We start from the raw sequence: 15,533 nt of genomic DNA on the forward strand, positions 1-15,533 counted from the left end.
CCTTTCTGCATGGAGGAAACCATGAAAGCCTCGTCCTTCGTTCTCTCCGCTATCTTTTTGCTTTTCTGTCTCTTTTCCTCCCTTGCTGCCGCTGATGAATATACGCTACAGCATTTGGAGCAGGAGGCACAAAAATTTGCCGCCGAATACGCTTCCGGTATTGTGCCGTTACAGCCTGATCAGGCTTTGGTTCTGATGAAAGCCGCGAACATTTTAACTGCGCAGGGCAAATCGGAGAACTGTGCCGTTGCCGCCACCCTGTGTAAAAATGCCGCTGCAATTTCAGGTGGTCAGCCTGTCGCCGATTTCTGGATCTCTTTAGCCAAGGCTGAAGCCTGTACCGGACAATGGGTGGAAGCGAGCCGGAGCGGCTGGCTTGCCTATCTGTCGGCAGCAGATGTACCTACCGAGCAGAAAGAAGCCTTGACCCTTACTGGCAAGGCTTTGGAAAAACGCACCACCGCAGAGAGTAGCTGGACACCCGCCGCCATCAGCGTGTATGAAATACTGGCCAAGCTGGGTGATAGCCAAGGGGCAGACCGGTTGCATAAGCAGAAGGAAGAGGCTCTGACCGCCGAGAAAAAAAAGCAGGCTGAAGAGCTTGCTCGGCAGCAAGCGGCGGAAAAAGCCCAGCAGGAGGCGCGGCTTGCCGAACTGCGACGGAAACAGATTGAAGACAAGACATTAAAAATTGAAAGCTCCGCTGCTGAGACTGACAGTAGTCAGCCAAAACTCTGTCTTCGCTTCAATGAGCACCTACCTGACCCAGATAGTATTCATTACGGCGATTACGTCCAGATCACGCCATCCATTTCCTCAGATTTCTCGGTCGAGGACAGCAAACTCTGCATTGGCGGGGCAGCCTACGGTACTTCTTATAGCGTGACCGTGCGCAGCGGTCTAAAGGTGAAGGAGCGGACTTTGCCGGAAGCGGTGACGCTGACTATTGAAACCGAGCACCGCAGCCCTGCCCTCTGGTTCAATCAGAGCGACTATATCCTGGCGCATCGCAGCAGCCGGGGCATCGGCTTGAATACAGTGAATGTCGATAAGGTGCGGTTCCAGCTCTTCCGCATTCATGAGCGCAACATTCTCGGCGATTTTGTTCGGGAGAATTTCCGCAATAAACTGAGTGGCTATGACCTCGACAACATCAAGGACAACGTAGGTGAGAAGGTCTGGCAGGGTAGCACAGAGATCGTCAGTCCAGTCCAGGACAAAATTATGACCAGTGCCGTTGTTCTGCCACAGGATGTCCTTGCCATCGCACCTGGTCTGTACATCTTGGTTGCCGAGAAATTCAAACCAGAACAAGCCGCGACGACAGATGAGGAGGGAGAGGAAGAGGATGACGAAAACCGCTGGGAGGGCCAGGCCAGCCAGTGGATTGTGGTCACCGACATTGGCCTGAGTACCTATCAGGGCAGCGATGGCCTGACCGTAGTCGCCCGCAGTCTGGAGACTGCCCTGCCCATCGCCGGGCTAGAGATCGGTCTTTACGCCCGCAACAACAGCCCATTGGCCAACTTGACCACTGATGAAAAAGGCTTAGTACACTTTGCGCCAGGCCTACTCAAAGGCAAAGGAGGGCAGGCCGCCTTTCATCTCATGTCAGCGGACAGCAAGCACGGCTTTACCTTCCTTCAGCTCGAGCAAGCCCCCTTTGACCTCAGCGACCGGGGAGTGAGCGGCAGAACCGCGTCTGGCCCCTTGGATGCTTATCTCTACACCGAGCGCGGCATCTACCGACCTGGTGAGACCGTGCATATCGCCGCCATTGTCCGCGACCGCATCGCCCGTGCAGCGGCTAGTCCACCCATGACGCTGCGGGTCAGTGGCCCAGATGGTAAGGTCATGATGGAGCGACTACTTCAGCCTGATGTGGCGGGCGGCTACACAGACACGATCAATCTGGCCAACGCAGCCCGCTCCGGCAACTGGACTGCCGCCCTTTACGCCGATGTAGAAGATAAGCCAGCAGGTCAGACCACCTTCCAGGTCAAATCCTTTAAACCGCCTCGCTTAGAGGTACGCCTTGAGCCAAACGGCGTGCTCGACGAACAGAATAAGGCGGAAGTGGCAGTGCAGGCGGATTATTTCTACGGCTCACCGGGATCGGAGCTGACAGTCAAGGCAAAGATGAAGCTCGAATACGAGCCACACCCCTTCAAGGACTATGCCGTCTTCTATTTTGGCAAAGACAAGGAGGAACCGGGGATCGGCGAGATTGAGCTACCAGAAATCAGCACCGATGAAAAAGGCCACGGCCTGCTCTCGCTGATTCTCGAAGGCCAGCAGAAGACCACGCTGCAACCACTTAAGGCCGTGATCAGCGCGGATGTTTTGGATATTGATGGCAGGGCAGTCAATGCCACTGCCAGCTTGCCAGTACGCCAGCTCAAGGAATATCTTGGCGTGAAACCGGTCTTTGCTGATCTGAACATCCCGGAGCACAGCGAGGCCAAATTTGAAATCATCACCCTAAATGACCAAGGTCAGCCGCAAGAAAAGGGGCAGACCGACTGGCGGCTAGTGCGTGAGGAGATTGATTACCAGTGGTTCCGTAAGGACGGTGAATGGGCCTATGAGCAGATCGTCCGCGATCAAGAAGAGCAGCGCGGCCAGCTGACCTGGGAGAAAGCCGGGCCAGTGCCACTGGCAGTTCCAGCAGGGTTGGGCAGATATCGCCTGGAGCTACTCACCAAGGACAAAACGCTGCTCACCACCCTGCGTTTCACCGCAGGCGAGCAGCTTGTTGGCGAGAGCGATACCCCGGATTCAGTCAAGGTGGTGCTCGACAAGCAGAGTTACAAGATTGGCGAGACAGCTCAACTCACTTTAACCTCACCCTATCCCGGTCAGGCGAGCTTGGTGCTGGCCAACAGCACCGTGAATGGGGTGCGCAACTTTGCCCTGAGCGGCAAAGAGGAGACTCTTCAGATTCCGGTCGAAGATGGCTGGGGCGCAGGTGTTTATGCCCTGGTGACTGTCTATCGGCCTGGCAAAGAGCAGCAGAAAGGCGCAGATCGGGCCGTAGGTCTGATCTGGCTGCCAATGGATCCAGCCCCACAGCGGCTGGAGGTGACAGTCAACGCACCAGAGCAGACCCGGCCTCGGCAGGTACTGCTCGTGCCGGTCTCCGTCAAAGGCGCAGAGGCAGGTAGCGAAATCCGCCTAACCTTGGCCGCAGTGGATGAGGGCGTACTCCAGCTCACCAATTTCGTTTCTCCTGATCCGATAGCGTGGTTCTTTGCCAAGCAGCAGCTTGGCTTAGACCTCCGCGACATGTATGGTCAGCTGATCATTCCGCCAGACAGCAAACCTTTGACCCTGCGCAGCGGTGCAGGCGAGGATGGATTACGCGGTGCGCCGCAGTCGAATGTAAAGGTCGTGTCGCTCTTTTCTGGCGTGGTGCAAGCTGGGCCAGATGGCACGGTTTCAGTGCCCCTCAACATTCCTGACTTCAACGGCAGGCTGCGCTTAATGGCCGTAGCCTGGTCAAAAGAAAAAACCGGTGCAGCCAGCCGTGCCCTGCGCGTCAATGATCCGGTCGTTATTTCACCTTCGCTGCCCCGTTATCTGGCAGACGGCGATCAATCCAGCATCCAGCTGTTAGTCGAGAACATTGATGGCCCAGCAGGTCAGTATCAGGTCATTTGGAAGGCTGAGGGCGCAGTCATGATGGCCAGTCAAGAAGGCAGCACAGCTCTTGCCGAACTCCAACCGGGCAAACGGCAGAGTCTCAGCTTTCCAGTAGCAGCAGCTTCTGGTATTGGCAGCGGCAATCTCCATCTGAGCGTAAACGGGCCAGATGGCTATAGCTATCAGGGCAATTTTGCCCTGAACGTGCGCGGTAAATATCTACCCACCTTGACCCGCAGCTACAGCAAACTGGAGCCAGGCGCAGTCATCACGCTCAATAAAGAGACTCTCAGCGGCCTCCATCCCATGACCGCCAAGGTTGATCTCAGCATCTCCAGCGCACCAAACGTCGATGTGGCCGGGCTACTCGGCGAACTTGACCGCTATCCGCACGGCTGCTTAGAGCAATTGACCAGCCGTGCCCTGCCGCTCCTCTATGCCAACCAGCTTGCGGAACGCTTCGGCTATCCAGTGGATAAAAAACTGCCTGATCGGGTGCAAGGCGCGATAGAGTTGATCCTGCAAAAGCAACTTGGTGAAGGCAGCTTTGGTCTTTGGTCAGATACCAGCGATCCAGAGCCGTGGCTCTCTGCCTATGCAATGGATTTTCTGGGGCGAGCGCGGGTCAAAGGCTTTGCTGTGCCAGATTACTTCTACAAGAAAGGCCTGGATTGGCTGATCGACGAGGTGAAGAACAGCGGCAGCGAGGGTAAGCACATCGAGGCATTGGCCTATGCCCACTGGGTACTCGCGCGCGCTGGCCAGGCCCGGCAAGAAGATGCCCGCTACCTCTTTGACACCAAGTTTGACAGCATCGGCTCGCCGTTAGCAAAGGCCCAACTCGCAGGCACTCTGGCTTTGCTCGGCGATCAAGTCCGAGCCGTCAAAGGACTGACCGCAGCTCTCAAAGCCGCAGACACCGAATCTGCCTCTTGGTGGAGTTATGGCTCGCGACTGCGCGATCTGGCCGCCATCATCAGCGTTCTTGGCGATACTGGCCTGATGCAGGTTGATCCTGCCGCTGCCTGGCAAGAAGTGAGCGGCCAGTTAAGCAAGCGGAAATACTTCTCCACCCAGGAACAAGCCGCTCTGATTATGGCGGCTCTGACTTTGGACAAAGGGCAAGCACTGGATTTGGAGGTGACAGAAGGGAATGCCGTACCAGCAAAGCCAGCAGAAAGTACTCCATCGCTCTTTGGCCGGTTCCTCTCTGCCATCAACTTAGACAAAGAAAAGCCACAAGAGGCACCGAAGAAGCCCAGCGAAAAGCGCAGCTTCTTCTCCCTGAGTCGCGGGGGTGCGGCCTTGTTAACCAGCCCTGTTACCCTGCGCAACAAAGGCACTGTCGCAGTTTGGGCCGTAACCACGGTACAAGGCTCACCCATCAACGAGCCTGCGCCGGTAGGGAACGGCTTCAGCATCAAGCGAACCTGGTATAACACCGCCGGCGAGCCGCTGTCCTTGCACAAAGTGCCGCAGAGCGAGCTGGCCGTGGTAATGGTTGAGGGTGAAGCCACAGAAGGGGGCAATTTCCAGTCGCTGCTGATTGACCTCCTGCCTGCGGGCTTTGAAATCGAGAAGGCTATCACCGGCACCGAGGCTGAGGCCTTTGATTGGCTGTCGGAACTCAGCCCATCCCGCTACACTGACGCACGGGATGACCGCTTTGTGGTCGCCTTTGACACAGAACAGCTGGCGCATGAGGAAGATGATGCCGATTTGCGGCCCTTCCGCTTCGCTTATTTGGTCCGCGCTATCACACCTGGCATGTATAGCCTGCCACCTTCCGAAGTTGAGGCCATGTATCGGCCAGAATACCGCGCCCGAACCAAAGCTGGCGCAGTGACCGTGGTCAAGAAACAGTAGAAGTTGGTGAGCAGCTTGCAAGGGCGGCCTTTACTGGTCGCCCTTGGCATCGTGCTGGGGAACTTTTTCCCGGCTGCGTTCCGCCTGGTTCAGTTCTGATTCCTTTCTTGCTCGCTGGCCAAGGAGTTTGGCTCGGCCAAAGAGAAGTTCTGCCGACTAAGAAAGGAGTTTGGCTCGGCAGCAAAGAAGTCTGGCCGACTAGCAAAGGAGTTTGGCCAAGCCAGAGAGGAGTCTTGCCGACTTAGAAAGGAGTTGTAGTCGGCTAAACTCCTTTGCGGCTTACCTGGAAAGCAGTTTGGCCAAGCCGAACTCCTTTCTTGTCGAGTACAACTCCTTTTCTGCCAAGCCAAACTCCTTGGCAAACGAGCAGAACTCTTCCCTGGCGTACTGGAAATGCTGCGCTGTTTCTTGCCTCTGCCAGCCCCCCCCCCGTATTTGGTGCATTTGCCCTCACTTCTGCGTTTTTTAACCGTGCCAAAGAAAGGTTTTTCTCTTACAATGCGTTGAAGAAAACCAGGCAAGGCGCAAGCGTACCCCCAGGAGGCAGCAATGCAGCTGAAGAGCATCAGGCAGTCATTTGCTTTTCTTCGCCATCCGCTGACAGCGGTGATCGGGTTGTTGTTGCTGATTCTGCTTCTCCCTATGATTAGGTACAGACAAGAAAGCAGCACGATTTTTCAAAGCGGACAGCGGGCTGAGGACAGGTTAGAGTATGCCAAGGCTCTGCGCCGCTACGCCAAGGCAGTCGCAGATGAACCGGATAAGCAAGAATATCTGCTGGCTGCTGGGCAAATGGCCACCAAGCTGGGCGAATACAGCCAGGCGCAGGTGTGGCTGGAGCATCTGCTGGCGATCCGGGAGAAAGAGGGAAGCGAAAATAAACATACTGCCGAACAACTGGGCCTTGCCCTGAACGAATTGGCCAAGGTGTATCATTATCAGGGCCGATACGAAGCCGCAAAGCCGCTCTATCAGCGGTCGCTGGCTGTCAGAGAGCAAGCCCTGGGTAAAGAGCATCCAGATGTCGCAGGCAGCCTGAACAATCTGGCAGCCCTAGCGCAAGCACAAGGCCAATATGAGGAAGCAGTGCTGCTGTATCAGCGGTCGTTGGCCATCAGAGAGAAAGCCTTGGGCAAAGAGCATCCTGATGTGGCTGCCAGCCTGAACAATCTGGCTGCCCTAGGGCAAGCACAGGGCAAATACCGGGCCGCAGAGCCGCTGTATCTGCGGGCCTTGGCCATTCGCGAGAAAGTCCTGGGCAAAGAACACCCTGATGTGGCAACCAGCCTCAATAATCTGGCCTTGCTCTACAGTGTGCAGGGGCGATACTCAGAAGCAAAGCCGCTCTATCAGCGGTCGCTGGTGATCAGAGAGCAAACATTGGGTAAAGAGCATCCTGATGTGGCTGCCAGTTTGAACAATTTGGCTGCCCTGTATGTAACGCAGAACAACCATGCAGAAGCAGAGCCGCTGTATCAGCGGGCCTTGGCGATCAGAGAGAAAGCCTTGGGCCAAGAGCACCCGCATGTGGCGACCAGCTTGAGCAGTCTGGCTGGCTTGTATCAGGCACTGGGCCGCTATAAAGAGGCAGTGCCTCTTTATCAGCGGGCCTTGGCCATCAGAGAGCAAGTCCTCGGCAAAGAGCACCCGCATGTGGCAGCCAGCTTGAGCAATCTGGCTGACCTTCACAAAGCGCAGGGTAAATACCGAGAAGCAGCACCATTATATCAGCAAGCCCTGGTCATCCTCAAGGCGAAATTTCCTGGCGGCCATCCGACTCTTGATCTTGTTCAGGCAAGTTATGAGGCGATGCAGCGCAAAATGGCCGTACCAGAGGAATGATTGCCCTCCTTCTTGTCACCGATCTCTTGGGAAGAGTACACCATGAAGACACTAACTGTTAAAGACTTTCGCGACCGAAAAAGTACTGGTCAGCGGCTCTCGGTACTCACCGCTTATGATGCATCAATGGCTCGGCTACTGGATAACGCAGGCGCAGACGCGCTGCTGGTGGGCGATTCATTGGGCATGGTGGTCTTGGGCTATGATTCGACGATGCCCGTGACCATGGAACAGATGTTGCATCACGCCGGAGCGGTGCGTCGAGGCGCACAGCGCGCCTTGGTGATCGGTGACATGCCCTTTGGCTCCTATCAAATCAGTGCAGAGCAGGCGGTGCGCAATGGGATACGCTTTCTAAAGGAGGGTGGCTGTGCCGCAGTCAAGCTGGAGGGCGGAGCAGAAGTCTGCGACACCGTGCAAGCCCTGGTGCGGGCCGGAGTGCCGGTTATGGGGCATCTTGGTCTTACCCCGCAGACTGCCGGACAGCTCGGCGGCTTTAAGGTGCAGGGCAAAGACTTGGCCGCAGCCCGCAAGCTGCTTGCTGATGCCAAGGCCTTGGAAGCCGTAGGGGTGTTCAGCATTGTCCTGGAAGCCGTGCCTGCGCCGCTAGCCGCTGTGATTACCAGAGCAGTTTCTGTACCAACGATTGGCATTGGTGCAGGGCCGCATTGCGACGGGCAGGTGTTGGTAACGAACGATATGCTCGGCCTGTTTGAAAAGTTTATCCCCAGCTTTGTGAAGCAATATGTCAATTTGGCTCCAGAGATCAAGAAGGCCGTGCAACAGTACATCAGCGAGGTGGAGAGCGGTGCTTTTCCTGCACCTGAACACAGCGTTGCCAGCGAAGAGGAGTTCAGCAGGCTGCTGGATGAGCTGTCTTATCCTTGACGGAACTGGACAGGTGGTATAAAAAGGGCGGATGACAGATGAAAAGCTGCATATCCCGGTACTGCCTCATGAGGTGCAGGACTGGCTCCAGCCCTGCTCGGGCGGGCAGTATATAGACGGCACCCTTGGTCTTGGTGGCCACAGCGAGCTGATCCTGCGTCAGTCCAGTTCAGATGGCCGAGTTTTCGGCTTTGAATGGGATAGCCAGGCTGCGTTGTTGGCTCAGGAGCGGCTGGCAGAATTTGGCGAACGACTTCAGTTTATTCCGGCTTCCTATGCCGACATGTTGGCTCAATGCCGAGCACGGGGTCTTGAGCAGGCTAATGGCATTCTGCTTGATTTGGGCGTATCTTCTCTCCAATTCGACACACCAGAACGGGGTTTCAGTTTCATGACTGACGCACCGCTAGACATGCGGATGAATACCTGCCTACCGACAACAGCAGCAGAGTTGATCAACAATCTGAGCCAAGACGAGCTAGCTGATGTTTTGTACAACTACGGCGAGGAGTGGCAGGCCCGCCGCATTGCCCGCTTCATCGTTGAGGCCCGCCTTGTCCAGCCTGTAGAAACTACCCGCCAGCTCGCCGAGATCGTGCGTCAGGCGGTGCCGGGTAAGTATCAACCAAAGAAAATTCATCCAGCCACGAAGGTCTTTCAGGCCCTGCGCATTGCAGTCAATCGAGAGCTGGATAACCTAGCCAGGGTGCTGGCAGATGCGCCTGTTCTACTCAGGCCTGGTGCGCGGCTCTGCATTATTACCTTTCATTCACTTGAAGATCGGATGGTTAAGCAGGCTTTGCTGAACAATCCCGGCCTACGGGTGTTGACAAAAAAGCCTGTGCTGCCGGGTGAGACTGAACTGCGCAGTAATCCCCGCGCCCGCAGTGCCAAGTTGCGCGTTGCCGAGAAAATTTGAGGAGCGTTCTATGGTGGTGACGGGCAAAAGAATGCAAGTGATCAAGCACGGGGTGCCCATCCGCATTTCCAGCCCTCCCTCCCGACAGGCAGGTGACAGCAGAGAGCCGCTCTCCGAGGACTTCCTGCGCCTGCTGATCCGCCTGCTGGCAGCGACCTTCCTGGTTGTGCTGATCTTGGGCCAGTTCCTGCACTGGCGCATCGGCAAGGAGACAGCAGAGCTAGAGCGGCTTACGACAAGTAATGTGGATATGCGCCGCGAACATACCCGTTTGACTGTCCAGCGGAACGAGCTGGCCTCCAAGCCGCGCGTTGCCGCAGCAGCAGCCGTGCGCCTCGGTCTCCAGCTCCCGACTAAGGAGCAGAAGCATCGGCTTGACTGAGGCGGCCATGCGCAGACCAATCTCTCCTGTCAGGAAGCCTACGGTCAACCGGGCTGTTCGGCAGCAGAACGAGGTTCGGCGGCACCGTCGCCTCTGCCTTCTGCTGATTATCCTACTGCTGGCAAGCGGCATCTGGCTGCTGCGCCGTCTGCCCCTTTCACTTGCTGACGCTGGCCGTACCCTCCAGCAGGTCTTCAACGCGGAATCTCACCGTCCCGCTGTCCCGCCGCCGCTCGCTCCTTTACGGGGTGCCATTTATGACCGAAACCTGGAGGAAATGGCGGTTTCCTATCAACTCTACTCGCTTCAGGCCCATCCGGCGGAGCTGGCTGACCATCAAGAGGCAGCTGAACAGCTGGCTGCTGTAGCTGGGGCGGATGCAGAGGAAATCCTCCGGCGGCTGTTGAGCGGAGAACAGACTGTGGAGCTGGCGGTTGGTATTGATGCTGATCAGGCTAAGGTGATCGAGGCACTTACGCTGCCTGGTATTTCCTGTAAGCCAGTTGAATTTCGCTATTATCCTGGCCATTCGACAGCAGGCCGCCTACTCGGTTTTGTCAGCGAGGGGGCTGGCCTTAGCGGAGCCGAGGCTCTGTACGACGGACTGCTCCAGCCAGGGGCGTTTCGGCCTGCTGAGGTGCCGGAGATCGACTTTACTGGGCAGACCAGCTTGGGGCCGCAGGCGGCAGATATGGTACTGACCCTTGACATCAGGCTGCAAAAGCGGTTGGAAGAAGAGCTGGAGGGCTGGCGACGACAGACGGATGCGGCCTCCGGCTCTGTTATTGTCCTTGATCCTGATACTGGGCGGCTGCTTGCCGCAGTCCGACAGCCTGGCTTTGATCCTAATTACTTCTGGCAGACTGGCGGCCAGGCAGTGTTGCCCAAGGAAGACGGCCCTCTTTTTCCAGCAGAATTTTTCCCGGAACTGCTTCAACCCCTGTTAACCGAAGCGGTAGCAGCGCAAGAGGCCGGTTTCGGCGGCGATCCTTTACCTGCGGCGGTCAGTGCGCCCTTACCTCGCTTGAGCCAGGAGCAGCTGGAAACCTACTGGCACGAGTTTGGCTTTGATCAGGCAGTACCGGAACTCCTCCCTCTCGATCCTAAGCATCCTGCGACAGAGGACAAGCACGGACGGTTGAACACGGCGGACATCGCGGTTGATGCAGCGACCCTACTGAATAGCGGCAAAAGGATTGCCCCCTGGTTCCTCAAAGCGGTCTATGATCCTGACCAGCAGCGGTTCTTCAGCCGTGTCCTCGATGCCAACCCGCCAAAGCGGCTTATCTCGCCCGCCGCTGGAGTGCAGCTCCGTCAGAGGCTTCTACATGATTCCTTCTGGAGTAGCAAAGAGGGCTTTCTTTTTATGAACAGCGTCTCCGTCGCTGTGGAAAAAAACGGTCTGAACGAATGGCATCGTCAGGATGTTTTGATCGTTGCAGTTCCTCAGGACAGACCCCGCCTTCTGCTCGCCCTGGCAGTCGATTACGGCTCGCTCTACCCCCTGCCGCCAAACATCGCCCCATCACAGGAACAAGAGCTATTGGCCGAGCTGGGTCACAGGCTGCTGCCTGTCCTGGCGAAGTACGCAGGCGAGGATAACCCGCCGAAACAGCCGCCTGCGGCGAAAAATGAGGCCAATCTGCGCCGCTTCCTCCTTAGTCGGAGATTGAACCAGCCTGCTACAGAAGAAAAAGATTACGAGCAGGCTCCGCAGGTCATGCCTGATGTGATCGGCCTAAGCCTACGCCAGGCTCTGCGCCGTCTTAATCCGCACAAGCTGCGAGTGCAGGTGAGGGGCACAGGCCACATTGTTGCCCAAAAACCAACAGCGAATGCTTCTTTGGCCAAAATTGACACCTGCGAACTGACCCTTGAACCCCTTCTGCAAAATGATCCATCTGCGCCAACTGCTGCAAAGCCTGCCCCCCGAACTGAACGCAAAAGTCCTGCACGGAAAAGCGGACAGCCAGATACGCCGAATCACCCCTGATTCCCGCGAAGCCGGGCCAGACTGCCTCTTTGTCGCCCTGCGGGGCAGCAAAGCGGACGGCCACAGTTTCATTCCGCAGGTGATTTCCCAAGGCTGCCCTTGCGTGGTGGTCGAGGATGATCCGGGCCCGCTGGGCGGCAAAACGGTAGTGCAGGTCAGCGACAGCCACGCCGCCTTGGGATGGCTGGCCGCAGCCTTGCATGATTTCCCGGCGCAGAGCATGACATTGATTGGTCTGACCGGCACCAACGGCAAAACCACTATTTCTTGGTTGATCGAGCAGATGCTGCAAGCCAGCGGCTGCCAGGTCGGGGTGATCGGCACGGTGAACAGCCGTTGGCCTGACCGCTCCGGCAAACTGATTGCCGAGCCTGCCAAGCTGACCACGCCCGGCCCGGTCGAGCTGCAAGCCACGCTGCGGGCCATGGCCGACGCAGGCGTGACGCACGTGGTGATGGAGACATCCTCGCACGCCTTGGCGCAGGGGCGGCTGGCCGGGCTGCGTTTCGATCTCGGCCTGTTTACTAATTTGACCCGCGACCATCTCGATTTTCACGGCACGATGGAGGCGTATTTCGCCGCCAAAAAACTGCTTTTCACCCGCTATCTCAAAGAGAGCGGCAAGGCGGTGATTGTCGCCGATTCTGATTGGAGCCAGCAGCTTTGCCGGGAATTGGCAGCGGAGCTGCCCGCGCTGCCGCAGTTCACCTGCGGTCTTGCTGCGGCGAACACGGTCTCCGCATCTGCGCTGCAACAGGATATTCGAGGTTTCTCCTGCAATCTCAGCTTAAACGGGCAGGAGTTCCCTTTCAGCTCCCGTTTGACCGGGCGGCACAATGTTCTGAACATCCTCGCCGCTGCCGGAGCCGGGTTGGCTCTTGGTTTGCCGCCGGAACAGATCGTTTCCGGCTTGGCGCAGGACAGGCAGGTGCCAGGCCGCTTGGAGCGGGTGCGGCTGCCGGGATTGCCTGATGAGCAGCAGCCGGTGGTTTTAGTGGATTACGCCCACAGCCCGGATGCCCTTGAAAATGTGCTGCAAACGCTGCGTCCGCTGGCTGCCGGTCGGCTGTTCTGCGTCTTTGGCTGCGGCGGCGACCGCGACAAAGGCAAGCGGCCTCAGATGGGCGCGATTGCGGCGCAATATGCCGATTTGAGCATCGTCACGTCGGACAATCCCCGCTCCGAAGAGCCAGAGACGATCATCAGCGAAGTGGCGGCGGGATGCAGAGCCGCAAAGCTGACTGAACTTGCGCCTGATGAGCTGTTCATTGGGTCGAGCAAGGCGTTCACCTGCATAACCGACCGCAGAATCGCCGTGCAGACAGCCTGCGCTTTCGCTAATCCGCAAGACATCGTTCTGCTGGCGGGCAAGGGGCATGAGGATTATCAGATCATCGGCGCGGAGCGGCATTTTTTTGATGACCGGATTGAGGCGATCAACGGACTGCTGCGTTGGACAACCTCGCACCTGCTTCAGGCGACTGGCGGCGGAGTCATTCGTAAAGAGCAGCCAAGGCTGTTTGGCAAAATCTCCACAGATACCCGCAGTCTTACGTCGGGCGATGTCTTTGTCGCTTTGGCCGGAGAAAAATTCGACGGCCACGATTATGTGCAGGCAGCAGTTGCAGCCGGAGCAGCTGCGGTGATTGTCCATCGGGAAGTGTCGGTTCCTGCCGATGTGCTGCTTATTCACGTAGAGGATACTCTGCAAGCCCTGCTCGATCTGGCCGCGTACCGCCGCAGGCTGATAGGCAAAAATCTCATCGTAGCCGCGATTACCGGTAGCTGCGGCAAAACCACGGTCAAGGAATTAGTCGCGGCAATCTTCAGCCGTCATTTTGCCGAAACGAAGACCGGCATCAGTCCGGTACTGAAGACGCAGGGTAATTTCAACAATCTGGTCGGAATGCCGCTTTCCTTGCTGCCGGTAGAGGCAGGCCACCGGGCGGCAGTGCTGGAAATGGGTATGAATCATCCCGGTGAGATTGCCCGGATGGTCGCTTCCGCGCAGCCGGACATCGCCTGCATCACCAATGTGCAGGCCGCTCATTTGGAAGGGCTGGGCAGCATCGAGGGCGTGGCCAAGGCCAAAGGCGAGCTGTTTGCTGGCTTGAGGCCGGACACGATCAGCGCGGTGAATTTTGATGATCCGCAGGTGCGCAAGCTGCCGACAAATTCAGCGTGGATCATCGGCTTTGCGGTCACACCGGAAGGTCTCAGTCATAAACCGGAAGTCAGCGCGGCCAGCATCGCTGATCTCGGCGAAAAGGGAATGCGCTTCATCCTGCGCATCGGCGGCTGGGAGCAGGAACTTGCAATCTCCCTGCCCGGCCTGCACAGCGTCAGCAACTGCTGCGCCGCCGCTGCGGTGGCCCATGCTGCGGGTATTCCGCCAGAGACCATCGCCGCTGCCCTCAGCGCCCAGCAGGGCGTGACCGACAAACGGATGCAGCTTATCACGCTGCCGGGCGGCGTTCAGGTGCTTAACGACTGCTACAACGCCAATCCCGGCTCGATGTCCGCCGCCTTGAAGACCCTGCGCGGTTTCGGCAAAGACTGCAAACATAGTGCCCTGCTCGGCGACATGCTGGAGCTGGGCGCGTCCGCAGCCGAAGCGCATGAGAAGATTGGCCGGGAAGTGGCAGAATTGGGGTATGAGCAACTTGCCTTAGTCGGTGGTTTCGCAAAGCATCTTGCAGAAGGAGCGCGTCAGGCAGGCATGGCGGCGGAGCGGATTCATCTTTTTGCCGACACCGGCGCAATGGCCGCTTGGCTGTTGGATGAAATTGACAAAAAACACATTGCGGCAGGCGACTGGCTCCTGCTCAAAGGCTCGCGGGGAATGCGGATGGAAAAAGTGCTGGAGACCGTGCAGGCCAAGCTGAACGAGGAGACCTGCTGATGTTCTACAACCTGATCTACCCGCTGCACGAATATTTGAGTGCGCTCAACGTCTTCCGCTACGTGACCTTCCGCTCCATCGGCAGCGCGCTCACCGCCTTTCTCATTCTTTTCCTCTTTGAACCGACCTTCATTCGCTGGCTGAAAAGCCGTCAAATCGGCCAGGTGGTGCGTGACGACGGCCCGGAAAGCCATTTCAGCAAGCGCGGCGTGCCAACGATGGGCGGTTTGCTGATCTTGGTTGCCATCGCGGCAGCAACTCTGCTTTGGGCCAATCTGCGCAATGAGCTGGTCTGGGTTTGTCTGCTGCTGACCCTTTTCTACGGCTTGATCGGTTCGGTGGACGACTGGCGCAAGGTGACGAAGAGCAGCAGCAAGGGCTTGTCCGCGCGGGGAAAACTGATTTTGCAAATCCTCGGCGGCCTGATGGTCGGCCTGTACCTGCATCTGCATCCGGCATACGACGGCGGCCTGAGCCTGCCTTTTCTCAAGGGCGTGCGGCCTGATCTCGGCTGGTGGTACATTCCCTTTGCCGTGGCCGTGATCGTCGGCGCGTCCAACGCGGTCAATCTCACCGACGGGCTGGACGGTCTTGCCGCCGGGCCGGTGATGATTTCCTCCTCGGTTTATCTGATCTTCGCCTACGTGGTCGGCAATGCAGCTTTGGCCCATTATCTCCAGATTCCCCATGTTATCGGCGCGGATGAGGTGGCGGTTTTTTGCGCGGCCGTGGCCGGAGCCTGTCTCGGCTTTCTTTGGTACAATACCTACCCGGCTCAGGTCTTCATGGGCGATGTCGGCTCGTTAGCTTTAGGCGGCGCGCTCGGCACCGTGGCGATCATTATCAAGCAGGAAATCATTCTGGCCATAGTTGGCGGAATCTTCGTCATGGAGGCCCTCTCCGTGATCATGCAGGTGGCGTATTTCAAAGCCAGCGGCGGCAAGCGCATCTTCCTAATGTCGCCCTTCCATCATCACTTTGAGAAAAAGGGTTGGACAGAGCCAAAAGTGGTGGTGCGTTTCTGGATCATCTCGATTATTCTTGGCTTGATGGCTTTGGCGACGTTGAAGCTGAGGTGAATTAGACTTTCCCCATTTGA

General features: G+C 57.4%; 9 protein-coding genes. 8 read left to right on the forward strand and 1 reads right to left on the reverse strand.

Going from position 1 to position 15,533, the window contains the following annotated elements:
- Nucleotides 1–21: 21 nt before the first annotated feature.
- Nucleotides 22–5,508 (forward strand): MG2 domain-containing protein, encoded by a 5,487-nt coding sequence (locus ACNKIB_RS09870; protein WP_417910380.1) that lies wholly within the window; start codon nt 22–24, stop codon nt 5,506–5,508.
- Nucleotides 5,509–5,787: 279 nt separating this feature from the next.
- On the opposite strand, the gene ACNKIB_RS09875 is transcribed toward ACNKIB_RS09870, so the two are convergent.
- On the reverse strand, nt 5,788–5,952 hold the full coding sequence (locus ACNKIB_RS09875; protein ID WP_417910381.1) for a hypothetical protein: 165 nt from the start codon (nt 5,950–5,952) through the stop codon (nt 5,788–5,790).
- A 105-nt stretch (nt 5,953–6,057) separates the two neighbouring features.
- Between ACNKIB_RS09875 and ACNKIB_RS09880 the strand changes: the two genes are divergently transcribed.
- The 7 genes from ACNKIB_RS09880 to mraY are packed head-to-tail and all read left to right on the forward strand — an operon-like array spanning nt 6,058 to nt 15,513.
- Nucleotides 6,058–7,350 (forward strand): tetratricopeptide repeat protein, encoded by a 1,293-nt coding sequence (locus ACNKIB_RS09880; protein ID WP_417910382.1) that lies wholly within the window; start codon nt 6,058–6,060, stop codon nt 7,348–7,350.
- A gap of 42 nt (nt 7,351–7,392) precedes the next feature.
- Complete coding sequence (panB, locus tag ACNKIB_RS09885; protein ID WP_417910383.1) at nt 7,393–8,238, forward strand: 3-methyl-2-oxobutanoate hydroxymethyltransferase; 846 nt, start codon at nt 7,393–7,395, stop codon at nt 8,236–8,238.
- 31 nt (nt 8,239–8,269) lie between these two features.
- Nucleotides 8,270–9,157 carry a 16S rRNA (cytosine(1402)-N(4))-methyltransferase RsmH gene (rsmH, locus tag ACNKIB_RS09890; protein WP_417910384.1) on the forward strand — a complete coding sequence of 296 codons (888 nt, stop codon included), beginning with the start codon at nt 8,270–8,272 and terminating at the stop codon, nt 9,155–9,157.
- 10 nt (nt 9,158–9,167) lie between these two features.
- The gene (locus tag ACNKIB_RS09895; protein ID WP_417910385.1) at nt 9,168–9,539 is read left to right on the forward strand and encodes a hypothetical protein; all 372 of its coding nucleotides are present in this window, start codon (nt 9,168–9,170) and stop codon (nt 9,537–9,539) included.
- Between the two features lie 7 nt (nt 9,540–9,546).
- On the forward strand, nt 9,547–11,532 hold the full coding sequence (locus ACNKIB_RS09900) for a PASTA domain-containing protein (protein ID WP_417910386.1): 1,986 nt from the start codon (nt 9,547–9,549) through the stop codon (nt 11,530–11,532).
- The gene (locus ACNKIB_RS09905) at nt 11,432–14,434 is read left to right on the forward strand and encodes a UDP-N-acetylmuramoyl-L-alanyl-D-glutamate--2,6-diaminopimelate ligase (RefSeq protein ID WP_417910387.1); all 3,003 of its coding nucleotides are present in this window, start codon (nt 11,432–11,434) and stop codon (nt 14,432–14,434) included. Before ACNKIB_RS09900 ends, ACNKIB_RS09905 begins: the two co-directional genes overlap by 101 nt.
- A complete protein-coding gene (mraY, locus tag ACNKIB_RS09910; RefSeq protein ID WP_417910388.1) occupies nt 14,434–15,513 on the forward strand; it encodes a phospho-N-acetylmuramoyl-pentapeptide-transferase in 1,080 nt (359 codons plus the stop codon). Before ACNKIB_RS09905 ends, mraY begins: the two co-directional genes overlap by 1 nt.
- Nucleotides 15,514–15,533: the final 20 nt, after the last annotated feature.

The sequence above is a fragment of the Candidatus Electronema sp. PJ genome (assembly GCF_048287395.1).
Classification (GTDB): Bacteria; Desulfobacterota; Desulfobulbia; order Desulfobulbales; family Desulfobulbaceae; genus Electronema.